At 69.3% G+C, this 16821-nt stretch carries 21 protein-coding genes and 3 pseudogenes; 15 read left to right on the top strand and 9 right to left on the bottom strand.

Translation table 11 applies throughout. The features are described from left to right. The first annotated feature begins 62 nt into the window (after positions 1–62). The 3 genes from ACZ69Q_RS08720 (at position 63) to ACZ69Q_RS08710 (ending at position 2571) form a co-directional block, all read left to right on the top strand. Positions 63–1802, top strand: a complete 1740-nt coding sequence (locus ACZ69Q_RS08720; RefSeq protein WP_471038610.1) for a GMC oxidoreductase — start codon at positions 63–65, stop codon at positions 1800–1802. A 29-nt stretch (positions 1803–1831) separates the two neighbouring features. Further along, entirely contained in the window at positions 1832–2167 is a 336-nt protein-coding gene (locus tag ACZ69Q_RS08715; RefSeq protein ID WP_471038606.1) for a Rieske (2Fe-2S) protein, read from the top strand. Between the two features lie 101 nt (positions 2168–2268). After that, the gene (locus ACZ69Q_RS08710; protein WP_471038604.1) at positions 2269–2571 is read left to right on the top strand and encodes a DUF6328 family protein; all 303 of its coding nucleotides are present in this window, start codon (positions 2269–2271) and stop codon (positions 2569–2571) included. Between the two features lie 583 nt (positions 2572–3154). On the opposite strand, the gene ACZ69Q_RS08705 is transcribed toward ACZ69Q_RS08710, so the two are convergent. The 4 genes from ACZ69Q_RS08705 to ACZ69Q_RS08690 all read right to left on the bottom strand — a co-directional run bounded on the left by ACZ69Q_RS08705 (position 3155) and on the right by ACZ69Q_RS08690 (position 4661). Further along, the gene (locus ACZ69Q_RS08705) at positions 3155–3772 is read right to left on the bottom strand and encodes a hypothetical protein (protein ID WP_471038602.1); all 618 of its coding nucleotides are present in this window, start codon (positions 3770–3772) and stop codon (positions 3155–3157) included. Between the two features lie 130 nt (positions 3773–3902). After that, positions 3903–4076 (bottom strand): CsbD family protein, encoded by a 174-nt coding sequence (locus ACZ69Q_RS08700; protein WP_471038600.1) that lies wholly within the window; start codon positions 4074–4076, stop codon positions 3903–3905. 93 nt (positions 4077–4169) lie between these two features. Next, the gene (locus ACZ69Q_RS08695) at positions 4170–4334 is read right to left on the bottom strand and encodes a hydrophobic protein (RefSeq protein WP_471038597.1); all 165 of its coding nucleotides are present in this window, start codon (positions 4332–4334) and stop codon (positions 4170–4172) included. Between the two features lie 114 nt (positions 4335–4448). After that, entirely contained in the window at positions 4449–4661 is a 213-nt protein-coding gene (locus tag ACZ69Q_RS08690; RefSeq protein ID WP_471038592.1) for a hypothetical protein, read from the bottom strand. Positions 4662–5043: 382 nt separating this feature from the next. Here ACZ69Q_RS08690 and ACZ69Q_RS08685 point away from each other — a divergent pair, with 382 nt between their 5' ends. The 8 genes and pseudogenes from ACZ69Q_RS08685 to ACZ69Q_RS08650 all read left to right on the top strand — a co-directional run. Further along, a complete protein-coding gene (locus tag ACZ69Q_RS08685; protein ID WP_471038588.1) occupies positions 5044–5322 on the top strand; it encodes a hypothetical protein in 279 nt (92 codons plus the stop codon). Between the two features lie 83 nt (positions 5323–5405). After that, positions 5406–5807, top strand: a complete 402-nt coding sequence (locus ACZ69Q_RS08680) for an ANTAR domain-containing protein (RefSeq protein ID WP_471038586.1) — start codon at positions 5406–5408, stop codon at positions 5805–5807. After that, positions 5804–6160: a PRC-barrel domain-containing protein gene (locus tag ACZ69Q_RS08675; RefSeq protein ID WP_471038583.1), complete on the top strand. Its 357-nt coding sequence runs from the start codon at positions 5804–5806 to the stop codon at positions 6158–6160. The genes ACZ69Q_RS08680 and ACZ69Q_RS08675 overlap by 4 nt, the downstream gene beginning before the upstream one ends. A 40-nt stretch (positions 6161–6200) precedes the next feature. Further along, positions 6201–6560 (top strand): ANTAR domain-containing protein, encoded by a 360-nt coding sequence (locus ACZ69Q_RS08670; protein WP_471038581.1) that lies wholly within the window; start codon positions 6201–6203, stop codon positions 6558–6560. Between the two features lie 224 nt (positions 6561–6784). Beyond that, positions 6785–7066 (top strand): annotated as a pseudogene (locus ACZ69Q_RS08665) (hypothetical protein); the annotation flags it as partial. A gap of 239 nt (positions 7067–7305) precedes the next feature. Continuing rightward, positions 7306–7431: a hypothetical protein gene (locus ACZ69Q_RS08660; RefSeq protein ID WP_471038578.1), complete on the top strand. Its 126-nt coding sequence runs from the start codon at positions 7306–7308 to the stop codon at positions 7429–7431. Between the two features lie 335 nt (positions 7432–7766). After that, complete coding sequence (locus ACZ69Q_RS08655) at positions 7767–8741, top strand: YihY/virulence factor BrkB family protein (RefSeq protein WP_471038575.1); 975 nt, start codon at positions 7767–7769, stop codon at positions 8739–8741. A gap of 270 nt (positions 8742–9011) precedes the next feature. Then, positions 9012–9233: pseudogene (locus ACZ69Q_RS08650) on the top strand (Asp23/Gls24 family envelope stress response protein); the annotation flags it as partial. A 7-nt stretch (positions 9234–9240) separates the two neighbouring features. On the opposite strand, the pseudogene ACZ69Q_RS08645 reads toward ACZ69Q_RS08650, so the two are convergent. Both ACZ69Q_RS08645 and tnpA read right to left on the bottom strand, forming a co-directional pair. Then, positions 9241–9916: pseudogene (locus ACZ69Q_RS08645) on the bottom strand (RNA-guided endonuclease InsQ/TnpB family protein); the annotation flags it as partial. Then, the gene (tnpA, locus tag ACZ69Q_RS08640; RefSeq protein ID WP_471038571.1) at positions 9913–10347 is read right to left on the bottom strand and encodes an IS200/IS605 family transposase; all 435 of its coding nucleotides are present in this window, start codon (positions 10345–10347) and stop codon (positions 9913–9915) included. The gene tnpA and the pseudogene ACZ69Q_RS08645, both read right to left, overlap by 4 nt. A 147-nt stretch (positions 10348–10494) precedes the next feature. Between tnpA and ACZ69Q_RS08635 the strand changes: the two genes are divergently transcribed. Beyond that, positions 10495–11112: a TOPRIM nucleotidyl transferase/hydrolase domain-containing protein gene (locus ACZ69Q_RS08635; protein ID WP_471038564.1), complete on the top strand. Its 618-nt coding sequence runs from the start codon at positions 10495–10497 to the stop codon at positions 11110–11112. 65 nt (positions 11113–11177) lie between these two features. Continuing rightward, the gene (locus ACZ69Q_RS08630; RefSeq protein WP_471038560.1) at positions 11178–12146 is read left to right on the top strand and encodes a nitrilase-related carbon-nitrogen hydrolase; all 969 of its coding nucleotides are present in this window, start codon (positions 11178–11180) and stop codon (positions 12144–12146) included. A gap of 14 nt (positions 12147–12160) precedes the next feature. On the opposite strand, the gene ACZ69Q_RS08625 is transcribed toward ACZ69Q_RS08630, so the two are convergent. From ACZ69Q_RS08625 to ACZ69Q_RS08615, 3 genes are all read right to left on the bottom strand, one after another. Beyond that, complete coding sequence (locus tag ACZ69Q_RS08625; RefSeq protein WP_471038556.1) at positions 12161–12652, bottom strand: hypothetical protein; 492 nt, start codon at positions 12650–12652, stop codon at positions 12161–12163. Positions 12653–12833: 181 nt separating this feature from the next. After that, a complete protein-coding gene (locus tag ACZ69Q_RS08620) occupies positions 12834–13007 on the bottom strand; it encodes a helix-turn-helix domain-containing protein (protein WP_471038552.1) in 174 nt (57 codons plus the stop codon). A 70-nt stretch (positions 13008–13077) separates the two neighbouring features. Further along, the gene (locus tag ACZ69Q_RS08615; protein WP_471038549.1) at positions 13078–14790 is read right to left on the bottom strand and encodes an IlvD/Edd family dehydratase; all 1713 of its coding nucleotides are present in this window, start codon (positions 14788–14790) and stop codon (positions 13078–13080) included. A gap of 50 nt (positions 14791–14840) precedes the next feature. On the opposite strand from ACZ69Q_RS08615, the gene ACZ69Q_RS08610 reads away from it, so the two are divergent. Continuing rightward, complete coding sequence (locus tag ACZ69Q_RS08610) at positions 14841–15665, top strand: IclR family transcriptional regulator (protein WP_471038546.1); 825 nt, start codon at positions 14841–14843, stop codon at positions 15663–15665. Positions 15666–15732: 67 nt separating this feature from the next. Continuing rightward, positions 15733–16755, top strand: a complete 1023-nt coding sequence (locus ACZ69Q_RS08605; protein WP_471038544.1) for a zinc-dependent alcohol dehydrogenase — start codon at positions 15733–15735, stop codon at positions 16753–16755. Positions 16756–16821 lie beyond the last annotated feature (66 nt).

Raw genomic sequence — 16821 nt, 5'->3', positions numbered from 1 at the left:
GTCTCGGGCACTGATGCCTGTTTTGTGGCAGCGAGTCGCGATAGCCCGAGAGGAGTGAACTCATGACGAGCTTCGACTACGACGTGTTGATCATCGGCTCGGGGTTCGGGGGAAGCGTCGCGGCGCTACGGGCCGCGGAGAAGGGGTACCGCGTTGGTGTCGTGGAGTCGGGCCGCAGATGGAGCGATGAAGAGATCCCGAGAACGCAGTGGAATCTTCCCGGATTCCTGTGGTTCCCAGCCGCCGAGCTCTATGGGATCCAGCGGATGGAGTACCTCGACGATGTGTTGATCCTGTCCGGGGCGGGCGTCGGGGGCGGCTCGCATGTCTATGCCAACACGCTTTACGTCCCGCCGAGGAAGTTTTTCGAGGCGCGGGAGTGGGCGGACATCACGGATTGGTCCGAGGAACTCGCTCCCTACATCGACCAGGCGACCCGGATGTTGGGTGTCGTCCGTTATCCCTACTTGCCTACCGATGTTGACCGGTACATGCTGCAGGTCGCGAAAGAGATAGGCAGAAGTGAGACCTTCAACAAGGCACCGGTCGGTGTCTACTTCGGCCGCCCGGGTGTCGAGGCCGATGACCCCTACTTCGGCGGTATGGGGCCACGGCGCACCGGTTGCATCTCCTGCGGGAACTGCAACAACGGCTGCGGGCGCAACGCCAAGAACAAGCTGACGACGAACTACCTCTACCTCGCGGAGAAACTCGGAGCGAAAGTCCACGAGCTGAACGAGGCGTACGATCTCGCGCCGCTAGACGGCGGCGGGTTCGAAGTCCGTACCCGTCACCCGGGATGGGCGCAGCGAGTTGAGCGCCGCCACCGGCAACGCAGTACCTACACCGCCGGACAGGTCATCGTCGCCGCCCACGCCTACGGCTCGGCGAAGCTCCTGCATCACATGCAGCACAAGGGACGGTTGACCGGTCTGTCCAGCCAGCTCGGACAACGGGCCAGGACGAATTCAGAGCAGCTGCTGGCGATATCCCAGACTCATGGCGAGTGGACGCAAGATCCGGAGAGGATCTGGCTCACCCCGGGGTCGGTGTCGATCACGTCTGGCGTCTGGCCCGACCCGGTGACCAGCATCGAACCTGTCTACTGGGGCAAGGGGAGCAACCTGTTCGCCTACCTGGTGACCCAGCACCACGACGGCGAGCAGAAGCACCCGACAGCTTCCTGGATCAAGGACCTTGTGCAACATCCGGGTCCGGTTCTCGCCTTCGACGATGCGCGTCGCTGGTCCGAGCGGACTGTCATCATGCTGTGTTCGCAGACCACCGACACCTCGATTGAGCTGTACTGGGGCGAAGGCCGACTGCGAAGCCGCCACGGCGCCGAAGCCGCGCCTTTGGTGCACATCCCAGCAGTCGAGGACTACGTCGGCCGGCTCGCAGAGAAGATGGGCGGCCACGAGGGAGCACTGTTGTTCGAAGTCATCAACCGTGGCGCCTCGGCCCACTTCGTTGGAGGGATCCCCATCGGTGACAGCAGCGACAGCGGAGCTGTCGACCCCTACCTGCGCATGTTCGGTCAGCCGGGGCTGCACGTCATGGACGGAAGCGTCATGCCGGCCAATCCGGGTGTGAACCCGTCCCTGATGATCACCGCCCTGGCAGAGCGGGCGATGTCGCTCTGGCCGAACAAGGGAGAACCGGACATCAGGCCGCCGCTGGGCTCCGGCTACGAGCGCATCGCACCCTTGATGCCGCACCGGCCCGTCGTGCCCGCCGGCGCTCCGGGCGAACTGCGACTCGACGCAAAGAAGGCCGACGTCATCCCTGAATACCCCTACTGAACCGAACACCCGCGTCAAGGAGCAGTGAGATGACCGAACTCACAGCCGGAGCCTTCCGAACGGTCGCGCGGGCCGACGCGATTGATGACGGCTCTGTCGTCCCCTTCTACCTAAGCGATGTCAAACTTCGTATCTCCATCGCGCGGGTCGGCGGCGATCTCTACGCGTTCGATGATCTGTGCACGTGCGCTGAAGACCCATGCCCGCTCTCCGGAGGGTTGCTCGCCGACACGGTGATCATGTGCCAGTGCCATGGCTCCGAGTTCGACATCGCCACGGGCGCCGTGAAGAACGGCCAGTCCTACCGGAGCCTCAAGGTCTATCCGCTCATTGTGGTCGATGGCGACATCCGTATCCAGACGTGACCTAGGCAGATGAAGCCCCCCAGAGCGGACCCGGTGAGGGGGCGAGAGACCCACTCACCTCGGGCCGCTGTCTGGGCACAGTGTTCACGGCGCCGCCCGCCTTGCACCGCACGCTGTTTCAGCGCGGGGCCAAGCCCGAGATCGTGCGGGCCTCGTCACGGCTCGCGGGGGCGGGGATGAGCGTCCTGATGCTGGCCCTCACCGGTTCCGTGCTCCTGGTCGTGGACGTGGTGCTCGGCCGGGTCGAGGGTGTGATCGCGGGGAGCGCGACACTGATGGTGTGCGGCGGCCTGTGGGGGCTGTTGCCGCAGTTCGTCAGGCGGCACGCCGCGCGGTCCGAGGCCAGGGCGGTCCTCGGACCGCCGAGCGAAGCAGGCCGAGTGGGCGCAAGGCGGCACGAGTGATGCCGGTCGTACCGAACGCCGTTGCCGACCGTGACTGTGATTCCGGCGAGCCGTGGGATCCCCCTGGTTCCAGAACACGGCCTCCGCGGTCCGACCGGCGTGGTGTTCCCCGGTCGGACCGCGGCGGCCGTGCTTCCCGCAGAGGCGACGGGATCAGTGACCGGCAGACGCTGACATGTACAGCAGCCGATCGGTGATTTCCCGGTACCGCGTGAGCGCGAGCCGTAGTTCCTCGGTCTGCACATCGGTGTCCGGGGCCTGCCAAACGCAGGACGCCCCGTCGTTCCGCGAGGGCGTCGGTGAACTCGGTGGCGACCTCGTCGAAGACCGCGTCGGCCTCTTCCACCGCCTGGAGCGGGTTGTCGACGAAGGTGGTCAGGGCCTGCTGGAGGCGCAGGGTCAGCTTGTCCCGGTCACTCTTGCGGGATCAGGTCCGGGCCGGGCTCGCGATCGGGGCCGTCGAGGCTGGTGCCGGGCTCGCGCGGTGAGTGAGCGGATTCGGTGCGGGGTGCCTGCGGGGCGAGCTGTGTCGGATCCGGGCCCCCAGTCTGGAGTTGCGGTGTGTGTGCTGCGTCGTGGGACATCAGGTGCTACTTCCCTTCGCGTGGCGTCGGGTCAGTGGCCATGGCGCGTGGCCTTGGCCGTCAGGGGCGGAGGGCCGGGGCGGGACGGTCGGCTGTTCGGTGACCAGTGCCTCGAAGAGGCTTCGGGCTTCGACCATGGCCTCCCGCATTTCCTCGGTGCCGCTCTGGCCGCGGGCCGCCGCGTGCATGCTGCGGTAGCCCTGGACGTAGTGGGCGTGGTGGACGGAGAGGGCGGCGATCTGGTCCTCGAACCGCTCGCCGTCGGGGAAGCCGCGGTCCCTTGCCAGGCGCGCCAGTAACGCGTCAGCCGCTCTGACGGACTGCTGCGGTGATTCGACGAACTGCTCATGGATGGCGGCCCATTGCGTCACGTAGCGCTCGCGGGCCTCGGCGGACAGCGGCTGCTCCGTGAGGGAACCGTGCCGCTTGACGCGCTCGCCGAGTTCCTGCTCGGCGGCCCTGGTGTCGCCGTCCTGGCGGGCGACGGCGCGGGCGTACTCGGGGCCGAAACGCCGCTTCAGCCCGCGCCCGCCATGGCCTCGGACTCGTCCGCGTCCGAGGTAGAGGAGGGTGGCCGAGCCGATGACGATCACAGCGATGATCACGACAATGAACATGGCTGCCCTCTTTGGCTCTCGGTTCGCACGTGGGTCTGCTTCATTGCCGTCAATTCCTGTCGGCTGAACGAGCGTTGGGGCCCGCCGAGTGGTGTCCACACGACGTGGGCACCACTCGGGGCGTTCGTGGTCACGGCCTGAAGGCGTCCTTGGCCTTGTCGCCGGACTGCTTGAGGTTTCCGGCGACCCGGTCGGTCCTGCCTTCGCGCTGCAGTCGCCTGTTGCGAGTGGTCCGGCCGAAGCGCTCGGTGACCCGGCCCTTGAATGCCTGTGTCTTGTGCTTGATCGTCCGTCCGACGCTCATGGCCGGCCTCCTGATTGTCTGGTGAGTGGGGTCCCGCTTGTGATCGCTGTACAGGCCGCTGTTCCTGCGGGCAGGGTCGAGCTCCGGAATGGACTACCTGCGGCTGTAACGGCGGCCGCCACCGCCGCGTCCGCGCATCGCGAAGCCGACGATCCAGACGACCAGCAGGACGGCGGCGACCCACCACAGGATCTGCATAGTGAAGCCGAACCCGAACACCACCAGGATCAGCAGAAGGAGAAGAATCCAAAGGATCATTGCCGGACCTCCAGATCGCGGGGATTTCCTTGATTCCGCGGGGTCCGGGCGAAGCGGGAAGGTGGAATGCCGCCGAACAATCCGGAGTGGCACAGCCCTACACCGTACTGCCAGTCAACGCCCGGCAACCTCCCTTGTCAACGCGGTGTCGACACTGAGGAGTTCTGGGAGCTGTGCTGGGGCCGCCGGGGGGAACGGAAGCTCGGCGGGGGCTTCGGCCTGCTCGGTCGGCGGCGTCGGCAGGATGTGGTCCTCCCACCAGGACAGGGCCATCAGGGTGGCGAGCAGGACGAAGGGGGTCGAAGCGGGAACGATCAGCGCGTACATGTGTATCGCCTGTCGGTGGATAGGTGCGACACGGCGGACAGCGGATGGACGGTGCCCGCATGGGGCGCATCGAGGCCGCACCGGGATCGCGTGGCGACGGCGGGTGCGGGAGCGGCCCGTTGGGGGCGGGGCAGGTTCCGGCACTGATGCACAAGGTGCGCCCTCGAAGGAGCGCGAGAGGTGATCGACGCTGCCGGGGACTCGGGCCGTACCGCACACGCTAGCCCTCGCCGCACTCCGTGGACAGACGGCAAGTGGCCATCCGGTCCCGGCGGAGCACGCTGACGTGGGTCGCTATCCGCAACCTCCGGGGAGGGCTACGCTGTTCGTACAGGCCCCAGCCCCCGGCAGTGATGCTTTGTTCCGCTCCGGGAGGCCCGCCGTGTTCGTTCTGCTTCTCATCCTGGTCGTGTTCTTGTTCGGCCTCGGCTTCATCAACCCCATCTGGTGGGTGGCCGCGGCCGTGTTGGTCTTCGGCGCCACCCGGCACGGCCGCGATCGCGGGGGAGGGTGGATCCGTGACGACGGTTCCGATCTCGGGGACTACCGGGACTACGAGAACCGCCGGCATCGTCAGGACCGCTGGAACCGTCGCTACAGCCGCCGGCACCGGGCGCGCTGGAGGCGCGAGGACCGTCGGGACCATGAACGCCGCGGGTGACCGATGAAGTTGCCCGACATCCAGAGAATCCGGGGCGGCTTCAACCACACCGGACGCTTGGAATTCGTGGAGAGGTAGATGTCATGCATCGCACAACCTTGCTCCCAGAGAATTGGTGGGATGTGGCGGCTGAGGCCTGGGCTGAGAATGCGGCGGGCCAGGGTGTCGTGGCGCTGCGCGCCGAGAATGATCATCTGCGGCGGGCACTGGCCGGCCGTATGGTCATCGATCAGGCGTGCGGCATGGTGATGACCCTTGCCCCCTGCCGCCGTGGGCCGGCCAGGAACCTGCTGGTGGACATCTCGCGGCAGTGCAACACCAGTCTTCCGGACGTGGCTGCGGCCATGGTCGCTGCCTGGGAGGGTGATCCGCTCTCGCCGCTGATGCAGCGGGCGCTGCGGCGGGCGCTGGGGCGGCTCTACGCGGAAGACCGGGGGTGCGACTCGCCGCCGGCGGACGAGCCATCAGGAAGGAGAAGGTCATGATTCACGCAGCCGACGTCCGAGAATGGCGCAACCGCGATGTCGTCGACACCGAGTCGCACAAGATCGGTGTTCTCGAGGCGGTCTATGTGGACACCACCACCGATGAGCCGGCCATGGCCACGGTACGGACCGGACTGCCCACCCGGCACCGCCTGGTCTTCGTCCCCCTTGAGGACGCAATCGCCGGGCCGGACTATCTCAGGGTCGGCTATGTCAGAACGCTGGTGAAGCAGGCCCCTTCGATCGGGACCGACGACGTGCTGCCCGCCGAACAAGAGGAAGCGATCTTCAAGCACTACGGACTGGCCTACCGGCCCGGTGCGGCCGGAGAACGGCAACTGGCGCGCCGCTGACCACCTATGGACGGGATGACTGCCCAGTGAGGTATGCACCATGCGCCGGCTCACCACGCCCCGCGAAGAACAGCCGCTGCTGACGGCCGTGGCGTCGTCGGAGGAAACGGCTCTACTGACCGAAGTCGTCGAACTGCGCGCCAGGAACGAGCAGTTGGGACGCGCGCTGACGAGCCGCGCGGTGATCGACCAGGCACGCGGCATGGTGATGGTCCTGGCCCCATGTCCCAGCGACAGGGCCTGGGACCTGTTGGTGGACGTGTCGCAGCACTGCAACATCAAGCTCCGGGACGTTGCCGCGGCCCTGGTCGCCACGACCAAGGACGAGGCGCTCCCGGAACCGATACAGCGGGAGCTGCGCCGGGGGCTGCGGTACCTCCGCCTGCCAGACCGGCGGTGACGGCATGCGTGCCCAGCGGACGGCACCGGGAGCTGTGAGCTCAACTCTGCGGTGCGCTCGTCCAGGACGGCCGTCGGACGCCTCCGTTGTGCAGCCCACCTCGTGGAACTCAAACTCCGGCCTGCCCCTTCCCTGCCCCCGAATCCGTTGAGCAGGCAGAACGCTCGAAGAGCGCCACCCCGCCGACGGCGTCACCGCGGCGGCGGCAGGTAGACGGTGAACGTATGTGTCGCTTTGTCGAGGTGGAGTGTGTCGGCGGCCGGACTTACTTCGCCGCCATGGGCGTAGTCCTCTTCTTTGCTCATCCCGTCGATCCGCAACCGGGTGACCGTGGTGGCCTGGTAGACGCGGGAGCGGGCGAGAGTTCCGGTGAGGAAGGCGGCGACGAGCCGGGTGCGGGCGAACCCGGCTTCGACCTGATCGTCAAGCGTGAAGCGCTCCGCCCGCTGCCGCGGGCGCTGCCCGAACGCGAACGGCAGATCCTCTGCATGCGGTTCTTCTGCGAGATGACACAGCACCGCATCGCCCTGCAACTCGGCATCTCCCATGCACGTCTCCCGCCTGATCACCCGCACCTGTGGACGCCTGCGCGACCATGTCATGGCCGAGGCCAACGATCGGAGGAGAGCGCCGTGACAACGTCCCGGATGCACGGGCAGCGCCGGGCCGCCAGGCCCAGGACCCGCCACTCGGCGGAGAAGCAGACACTGACTGCCGCCGGGCGGGCGGGCTTTGAGCACGGGGCGTGGTGTACGTCCTCATCGGTGTACTGGCCATCCGGATCGCCCTCGGCACGTCAGCGGCTCTACCGGCACCCTCTTCCTCTACGGCATCGTCGTCGGGGCGGCGGCTCTGCTTGGGCCGATCCTGATCCTGACCGGTACACGCCACGCCACTCGTCGCGGCCGCACCGCACGTCGCAGGCTCAAACAGCCTCAGCGCGAGACTGCCGCGGGCGAACAGGAACGGGTCGTTCTGATCAACGAACGCGGCTCCGCCCGCGCGCAGACGGCGCAGGCGGAAGGGGCTGACGAAGCCCCCTGCCAGACTGGTCGAACGCCCCCGTCACAAGGTCCACTGGTTCCACCACCGGGCCGCCCACTGACGATCCAGGCCGGCGGGCTCTCATACATCGGAAGGCGGTGCGAGCCCTCCGCTGGATGCCTATCTTCTGGGCTGTGGGTACGCAGGGAATGGGTGTTTCTCATGGAATGGCTGAGCAGGCTGCCTGTGATCGGAAAGCTGATGCGTACGCACGCTGGGCGGGCGTTCGAGCGGCTGGATGCAGTCCACTGGGCCCGGCTCGCCGCGGCCATCACCGTCACCAGCTTCGTCGCACTCTTTCCACTGATCACCGTGGGTGCGGCGATCAGCGCCAAGCTGCTCAGCGACGACCAGCTCGGGGACCTCCAGGACGAGATCGCCGACCAGGCGCCGGGCCTCTCCGACCTGCTGGACCTGGACAGTCTCGTCGCGCATGCCGGATCCGTCGGGCTGATCGCGGGCGCGCTGCTGCTCGTGATCGGCATCAACTGGGTCGGCGCCCTCCGCGGGAGCCTGCGCGCGGTGTGGGAGAAGGAGCAGGACCCGGGCAATCCCATCCTGCTCAGGGTCAAGGACGCCGTCGTGCTGGTCGGTCTCGGCGCGGTCGGGCTGGGCGCGATCGGCAGTTCGGTATTCGCCAATATCGCCGTCGGCTGGGCCGCCGACAAGGCCGGCATCGAGGGCGGGGCGGGACGAGCGCTGCTGTTCTTCGCCGGCCTGGTCATCGCCCTGGTCGTCGACTTCCTCCTGCTGGTCTACGTGCTCACCCGGCTGCCGCGGGTGCATCCCGGCCGGCGTGCGGTCGTGGTCGCCGGGCTGATCGGTGCGGTGGGCTTCGAACTGCTCAAGTGGCTGCTGACCGGCTACCTGCAGGGCGTTGCGGGGAAGAGCATGTACGGCGCCTTCGCCGTGCCGGTCGCCGTCGTGCTGTGGATCAACCTCATGGCCAGGCTGCTGCTGTACTGCGCCGCTTGGACAGCGACAGTGACAGAGACGGGGACGGCGGGGCGGTCCGTCGGGACAGCCGAGGGCGAGGGCCCGGAGCCCGAGATCAGCCCAGCAGCAGCCGCACCACGGCGGGCGTCAGCCGGCAGCGACGCACCAGCAGCACCGCGCCTCCACAAGCACGGCCCGTGATCCAAGCGTGGTTCCTCGTGCTCGGGCAGCCGCGTGCGATCACCGCCTCGGCGGCGGCGTACCCGGGCGGTGCCAGGACATGATGCCGCCCGGGCATGTCCGGTGCTCTGCACGGTACTTGGGCGGACAGCACGAAACGCAGCGACCGACAGCCGCCCGGGTACGGCAGTCCACGCACCGCCCCAGGAGGTGGCTTCGAATGACGGAGCCGAACGGTTCACCCCTGCAGAAACCTGATCCCGATGAGCCCCGCACCGGCGCGGGCACGACGCTGAAGGCCGCACGGCCCGGGCCTCAGAACCACCGGAGACCCGCGGCCGGACGACCATCGCGGACGGGGTGGTGGAGAAGATCGCCGGGATCGCCGCACGAGAGGTCCCCGGAATCAACGCACTGGGCGGCGGATTCACCCGCACTGTGGGAGCCATGCGCGACCGGGTCCCGGGTGGACACCCGAGCGCGGGGCGCGGCGTCAAGGCCGAGGTCGGCGAGAGTCGAGCGCGGTCTTGTGGTGGTAGTCAAGGCGCTGCCGCCGGATCTTGACGTGCAGCCTGGCGACCTTGCGGGCGGCGGCCCAGTGTCTCTTGGTCCGTCGACGGGTGCGCTTGGGGAAGGTCGAGAGGTGTTGTTGTGCGGCGGACAGCTCGTCAGCCATGCGTCCCCGGAAGCGCGGGTTCTCGACGTGCTCGCCGTTGGAGTCGGTGTAGAAGTGCACCGTTCCCATGTCGATACCGGCGATCGAGCCGGTGGCCGGAAGGGATTCGGCGGGCACGTTGTCGCAGGCGAGGACGACGTACCAGCGCCGGCCTTCCCGCTTCACCGAGATTGTCTTGACACAGCCTTTCACGGGCCGGTGCCGGTGGACGCGCACATGTCCGATGCTTTGCAGGCGTACACGAGTCTGCGCATCGTGCGGGGTCGAGTCCCAGCGGCAGCCCTCCCCGTCCTTCGGGAACGTGACGGTGTCGAAGTGGCCGACGCCCTTGAACCTGGGGTAGACCGGGGCTCTGGCCTGCCTTCACCCGCCGGAAGAATGCCTGGAACGCCTTGTCCAGCCGCCGCAAGGTGGCCTGCAACGCTCCGTTGCAGAGCGAGCTGTGATCGGCCAGCATCGCGCGAAGCAAGGCTTCCTGACCAGTCGTGGGGCGAAGGAGGAATTTGTACGCCCGTATCAAGGCCGCTCCTCCTTCCCCTTGCTCCCGGGACGTTCCCACTGGGTGTTGATGTACTTCTCCACCGTCGCGGCGCTCACCGAGCCGACCGAGGCGGCGAAGTACGACGACGACCACAGCGTGGGCATCCGTGACATCAGGCGCGGGAACTCCGACCGCAAGACGCCGGAGGTGAAGCCCTTGAACTGGTTCGCGACGTACGAGGCCGACGACTTCGGGTCGTGCTTGACGACGAGGTGCACGTGATCGGGCATCATCTCAAGGGAGATGATCTCCCACCCGCGCTCGTCCGCCTTCTGCCGGATCAGTTCGTCCAGGCGTTCCGCGACCCGGCCGTCGAGGACCGGACGGCGGTACTTCGGGCACCACACCACATGGAGCCCGAGGTCGTACACTCCGCTGGGGAACCGGCGAACCGTCCTGGTCACAGTCACACAATGACTACACAGACACAACCGGTCTAGCACAGTGGAGAGTGGACAGGTGAACACTGCAAATCCTTACACCAAGTTGGGGTCAGGGCAGCCCAGAGAAGCCATCCCCCACCCCGCTATACCGGGGCGTCGCCTGGATAGGCCCTGATGGACGACATGGGGGCGTTCCGGGAAGCGGTCACCGCGTGGGCGGCCGGTGGCCCCGACGGCCCCGCACGCGAACTGGCCACGCGGCTGCCCGTGCGCGCGGCCGTCCTGCTCGAAGGGCCGAGCGACGTCGCGGCGGTCAACGCGCTCGCCGAGCGACGCGGCCGCGATCTGGAGGCCGAGGGAATCTGCGTCCTGGCGATGGGCGGCGCGATGAGCATCGGGCGCTACGCCCGTCTCCTGGGCACATCCGGCCTGGGCCTGCGTCTCACGGGGCTGTGCGACGAGCGAGAGCGCGGCTACTACACCCGCGGCCTGGCGGACTCCGACGCCACCCGACCGAGCTTCTTCGTCTGCGCGGCGGACCTGGAGGACGAACTCATCCGCGCGCTGGGCGTGGACCGGGTGCAGGAGCTCGTGCGGGCCGAGGGCGAACTGCGGGCCCTGCGGACCTTCCTGAACCAGCCCGCGCAGCAGGGACGTGCCCCACAGCAGCAGTTGCGGCGCTTCCTCAGCACGAAGAAGGGCCGCAAGATCCATTACGGCCGTGTCCTCGTCGAGGCCCTCGACGCCGACCGCGTACCGGCGCCGCTGGACGACCTGCTCGCGAGTCTTTGACAGGTCCCGATGGGATACGGCGTTGTGCTTGCTGGATGATCGATCGGCTTCCTAGGGTCGACGCCATGACCTCAACGAGCCCCTCCACCGCCGCGGCCGGCACGTCCCGCTCCACCGTGACGGCCGCCGTCGTCCAGGCGGCCGCCCCGCTGTTCGACACGAAGGCCGCGCTGAGCCGCGCCGAGGAGCTCGTCCGGGAGGCCGTCACCGACCGCGGGGCGGACGTCGTCGTACTGCCCGAGGCGTTCCTCGGCGGCTACCCCAAGGGCCTGGACTTCGACATCAGCGTCGGCCGCCGTACACCGGCCGGCCGCGAGCTGTTCCGCCGCTATCACGCCGCCGCCATCGACGTCCCCGGCCCCGAGGTCGACGTTCTGGCCGCGCTCACCCGGGAACTGGGCTGCCACGCCGTCGTCGGCGCGGTCGAGCGGCAGGGCGGCACCCTGTACTGCGTGGCGCTCTTCTTCGGCCCCGACGGTTACCTGGGCCTGCACCGCAAGCTCATGCCGACGGCCGCCGAACGCTACCTGTGGGGCCAGGGCGACGGCTCCACCCTCCCGGTCGTCGACACCGGCGCCGCCCGCCTGGGCGCGGCCATCTGCTGGGAGAACTACATGCCGTTGTTCCGTACGGCGATGTACGCCAAGGGCGTCGACCTCTGGTGCGCGCCGACCGTGGACGACCGAGACGCCTGGCAGGCCACGATGCGGCACATCGCCCTGGAAGGCCGCTGTTTCGTGCTGAGCGCCAACCAGTACTTGCGCCGCGACGCCCTGCCCGCCGACCTCCACCCCGTCCAGGGCGACGAGCCCGACACCGTCCTCATCGGCGGCGGCTCGGTCATCGTCTCTCCGCTGGGCGAGGTCCTCGCCGGCCCGCTGCGCGACGGCGAGGGCATCCTCACCGCCGAACTCGACCTGGACGACCTCACCCGCGCCCGCTTCGACTTCGATCCGACCGGCCACTACGCCCGCCCCGACGTCTTCACGCTCCACGTCGACGAGTCGGCGCGTGCCGCGGTCACCCGCAACTGACCGGATTCCGGCCGTCAGTCGGCGTACACCCGGCCTTCCTTCACCAGGTAGTGGACCGGGTCGGAGCAGCCGATGGACGGCGTGACCAGCAGGCTCACCGTCAGCGGGGCGGGCTCGGTGCTCGCGGTCGTGAAGTCGCAGACGGCGCCCTTGCCCGTGAGCGGGTACCAGAACCAGCCGTCGACCTCGCCCACGGTGACGCGGTCGGACTCCTTCCAGGCGCCACCGCTCTGGGTGAAGACCTGCAGCCGCACGGAGGCGGCGAGCTCGTCCTCGGGAGAGCGCAGTGCGGTCAGTGTGATCTTGTAGTCGCTGCCGAGGACGGACGAGGCGATCTGACGGGTCTGCGGTGCCGCCTTGGCGGCGCCGGACGAACCGACGTCGGACGTACCGGCGTTGGACGTACCGGCCCCCGCGGCCCCGAGCGCACCCGCCATGAAGAGCGTGACGGCGGCCGTGGCGGTGCGGGCGGCGCGGTTGCGCCGGTGCTTGCTGGACAGGCTCATGTGTTCCCCCGTTGAACCGAGTTGTACCGAACGGTCTGATTGGTTCGTACGGTGGTAGAGACCACTCACCCGGCTTCAGGGTTGTACGCCGATGCCGGTCGGGGCGGCGCGGGTACGGATCACGCCGTCACGGCTCGTCCCTCTGCGGGAGGTGGACGCCGCTCTGGGCATGTCGCCGCCATTAGCCCGGTGTGGTGCCGTATGCCTCGCGGAAGCTGCGGGAGAAGTGGGCGGGGTTGGCGAATCCCCAGGCGCGGGCGATGGATTCGATGGTCCGGTGGGACTGGTCGGTCGCGGCGAGGTCGGTGCGGGCGCCTTCCAGCCGGCGGCGGGTGATCCATTTCTCCAGGCTCAACCCGCCTTCCTCGCACAGCCAGCCGGTAGAGGGCTCGCAGGGAGATTCCGTCTGACCAGCCCGCTTGCGGTCAGTGCGACTCCCGGGTCACCTCCGAACCGCTGGACCCCACGAGGAAGTCGAGGTCGGCGCCGGTGTCGGCCTGGAGGACGTGGTCGACGTAGAGGCGTTCCCAGCCGCGCCGCGGGTTGGCGTAGGCGTCGACCGTGGCCTCGCTCGGGGTTCTGCGGGCGAGTTCGTCGGCGGGTACGTCGATGTCGATGCGTCGGGCCTCGACGTCGAGGGTGATGAAGTCACCGGTCCGCACCAGGGCGAGTGGGCCGCCCGCCGCTGCCTCGGGGGCCACGTGCAGGACGACCGTGCCGTACGCCGTGCCGCTCATCCGGCCGTCGCAGACGCGCACCATGTCGCGCACGCCCTGTTCGAGGAGCTTCTTCGGCAAGGGCATGTTCGACACCTCGGGCATGCCGGGATAGCCCTTGGGGCCACAGCCGCGCAGCACGAGGACGGATTCGGCGTCGACGTCGAGTCCGGGGTCGTCGACGCGGGCGTGGAAGTCCTCGATGGAGTCGAAGACGACGGCCCGGCCGCGGTGGCGCAGCAGGTGCGGGGAGGCCGCCGCGGGCTTGATGACGGCGCCGTCGGGGGCGAGGTTGCCGCGCAGCACGGCGATGCCGCCCTCGGCGACCAGGGGCGCGGCTCGGGTGCGGATGACCTCGCCGTCCCGGATCGGGGCGTCGCCGAGCGCGTCGACCAACGGCTTGCCGGTGACGGTGAGGGCGTCGGGGTCGAGCAGGTCACGGACCTCGCGCAGGACGGCGAGCAGGCCGCCGGCGCGGTGGAAGTCCTCCATCAGGAACCGGCCGGCGGGCTGGAGGTCGACCAGGACCGGGACGTGGGAGCCGATGCGGTCGAAGTCGTCGAGGGAGAGGTCGACGCCGAGGCGGCCCGCGATGGCGAGGAGGTGGACGACCGCGTTGGTCGAGCCGCCGATCGCGGCCAGGGCGACGATCGCGTTGTGGAAGGACGCCTTGGTGAGGAACGTGCCCGGGCGGCGGTCCGCGGCCACCATGTCCACCGCAAGCTTGCCCGAGTGGTGAGCGGCTTCCAGCAGGCGGCTGTCGGGGGCGGGTGTTCCGGCCACGCCGGGGACGACCGTGCCCAGCGCCTCGGCGACCAGCGCCATCGTGGAGGCGGTTCCCATGGTGTTGCAGTGGCCACGGCTGCGGATCATCGCCGACTCGGAGCGGGTGAACTGCTCCTGCGACAGCGTGCCGGCCCGCACCTCCTCCGACAGCCGCCACACATCGGTGCCGCAGCCGAGCGGCACACCGCGGAACGTCCCGGTCAGCATCGGCCCGCCGGGCACGACCACCGCGGGCAGATCCACCGACGCGGCGGCCATGAGGAGCGACGGGATCGTCTTGTCGCAGCCGCCCAGCAGGACGACGCCGTCGATGGGGTTGGCCCGCAGCATCTCCTCCGTGGCCATGGCCGCCATGTTGCGCCAGAGCATGGCGGTGGGCCGCACGTTCGTCTCGCCGAGCGACACCACCGGCAGGTCCAGCGGGATGCCGCCGGACTCGTACACGCCGTTGCGCACGGAAGCCGCGACCTCGTCGAGGTGGGCGTTGCAAGGGGTCAGGTCGGAGGCCGTGTTGGCGATGGCGATCTGCGGCCGGCCGGTGAAGGCGTCGCCGGGGACGCCTCTGCGCATCCACGCCCGGTGGATGTAGGCATTGCGGTCCTGGCCCTCGTACCACTGTGCGCTGCGCAGCCTCACGATGGGACCTCTTCCGGCAGTCGGTATGGAGGTCTACAGTCTGGAACGCCATGGAGCATACGCAGAGGTACGACGGATCGACAGCCCCCGGCGGGGACGGATCACCTGCCGCCGACGGCAACCGCCTTGTGGGCTCGGACCGGGTGCTCGCGGTGCTGAAGCAGCTCGCCCGGTATCCCGAAGGGGTGGGGCTGGAGGAGTTGACCCGGGTCGTCGACAGTCCCAAGCCGACGGTCCACCGGGCGCTGGGTGCGCTGCGTCGGGCCGGGCTGGCCGACCGGGGCGCCCGCGGCCGCTATGTGCTGGGCGACGAGTTCCTGCGGATGGCCTTCGCCCACCACGAGGCCCGTCCCGAACAGGTTCGGCTGCACCCCGTACTCGAAGCGCTGGCGCACCGGTTCGGCGAGACCGCGCACTACGCGGTGCTCGACGGCCGCGAGATCGTCTACCGCGCCAAGGTCGACCCGCCCACCGGCGCTGTGCGCCTCACGTCCACGATCGGCGGGCGCAATCCGGCCCACACCACCGCCGTCGGCAAGCTGCTGCTCGCCCGGAAGCTGGGCGGCGCGGACGAGGTGGCGGCGTGGATCGGCGACCGGCCGCTGGAGCGTCGCACGGCACGGTCGCTGTGTACGGCCGCCGCCCTGCACCAAGAGCTGGCGGTCACCCGGGAGAGGGGTTACGGCCTCGACGACCAGGAGAACGAGACCGGCGTCAACTGCCTGGCCCTTCCCGTCTATCCGACCTCGCCGGCCGTTCCTTCCGGGGCGGTGAGCGTCAGCGCGCTGGCGTACCGGACCCCGCTCGCGGAGCTGGTCGACGCGCTCGACGAGATCCGCGCCCTGCTCGGTCCGCTCGGCGAGCCGTACACCTGACGCGCGATCCGCACGGACAAACTGGCCCCCACACCCGCCCACTCCGGAGAGCACCTTGGTGGACCACATGCGCGCGTTCGTCCTGACCGCCCCGGGCACGTACGAGGTGCGGGACGTCCCGGTGCCGGTGGCCGCGCCCGGGGAGGTCGTGGTCGACGTCGAGCGGGTCGGGGTGTGCGGAACCGACATCGAGTTCTTCACCGGTGCCATGGCCTACCTCCACCAGGGGCACTCCACCTACCCGATGCGGCCGGGCCACGAGTGGGCCGGGCGCGTGGCTGCGGTCGGCGACGGTGTCAACCCGGGGTGGGTCGGCCGGCGCGTCATGGGCGACACGATGCTCGGCTGCGGCGAGTGCCGCCGGTGCCTTCGGGGCCGTCGGCATGTGTGCGAGAAGCGCCAGGAGGTCGGGATCCGCGGCGCGCGGGACGGTGCTCTGGCCGAGCGACTCGCGGTACCGGCATCTTCGTTGCACACGCTTCCCGACTCGGTCGACGCCGTGCTCGGCGCGCTCGTGGAGCCGGGCGGCAACGCCCTGCGTGCCGCGCAGGCGACGGGGGCCCGCGCCGGGGACCGTGTGCTCGTGCTGGGGCCCGGGACGATCGGCCTGCTGGTCGCGATGTTCCTGCGGGCGGCGGGCGCGGAAGTGCACCTGCTGGACCGCGCCGGCCGGTCACCCGCCTTCGCCCGGGCCCTGGGCTTCGAGCACATGTGGGACGAGGGCTCGCTTCCGGATCTGCCCTTCGACGCGGTCGTCGACGCCTCGAACGCCGCCCATCTGCCGGACAGGGCACTGGAGTTGGTCGAACCGGGCGGGCGTGTCGTGTACATCGGGCTGGCCGCCGAACCGAGCCGGATCGACACCCGCACGCTCGTGCTGAAGGACGTGACGGCGGTGGGCGTCCTGTCCGCCTCTCCCGGCCTGGACGCCACCATCAGGGCGTACGCGTCCGGAGCAGTCGATCCCAGGCCCCTCGTCGCGGCCACCGTGAGCCTGGACGAGGTCGGCCCCGTCCTCGCGGGCGGGCGGCCGGAAGGCGCCGGCCCCGGCCCCAAGATCCATGTGGACCCCCGTAGCGCCGCCCGTTGAACCCGGCAACGCCCCAATCGCGTCTGTCATGGCCGTGTACTCTCGACCGGTTCGGGTAGGCCCCTG

This window comes from Streptomyces sp. NPDC036764 (assembly GCF_055609385.1).
This window is presented reverse-complemented; position numbering and strand designations above follow the sequence as displayed.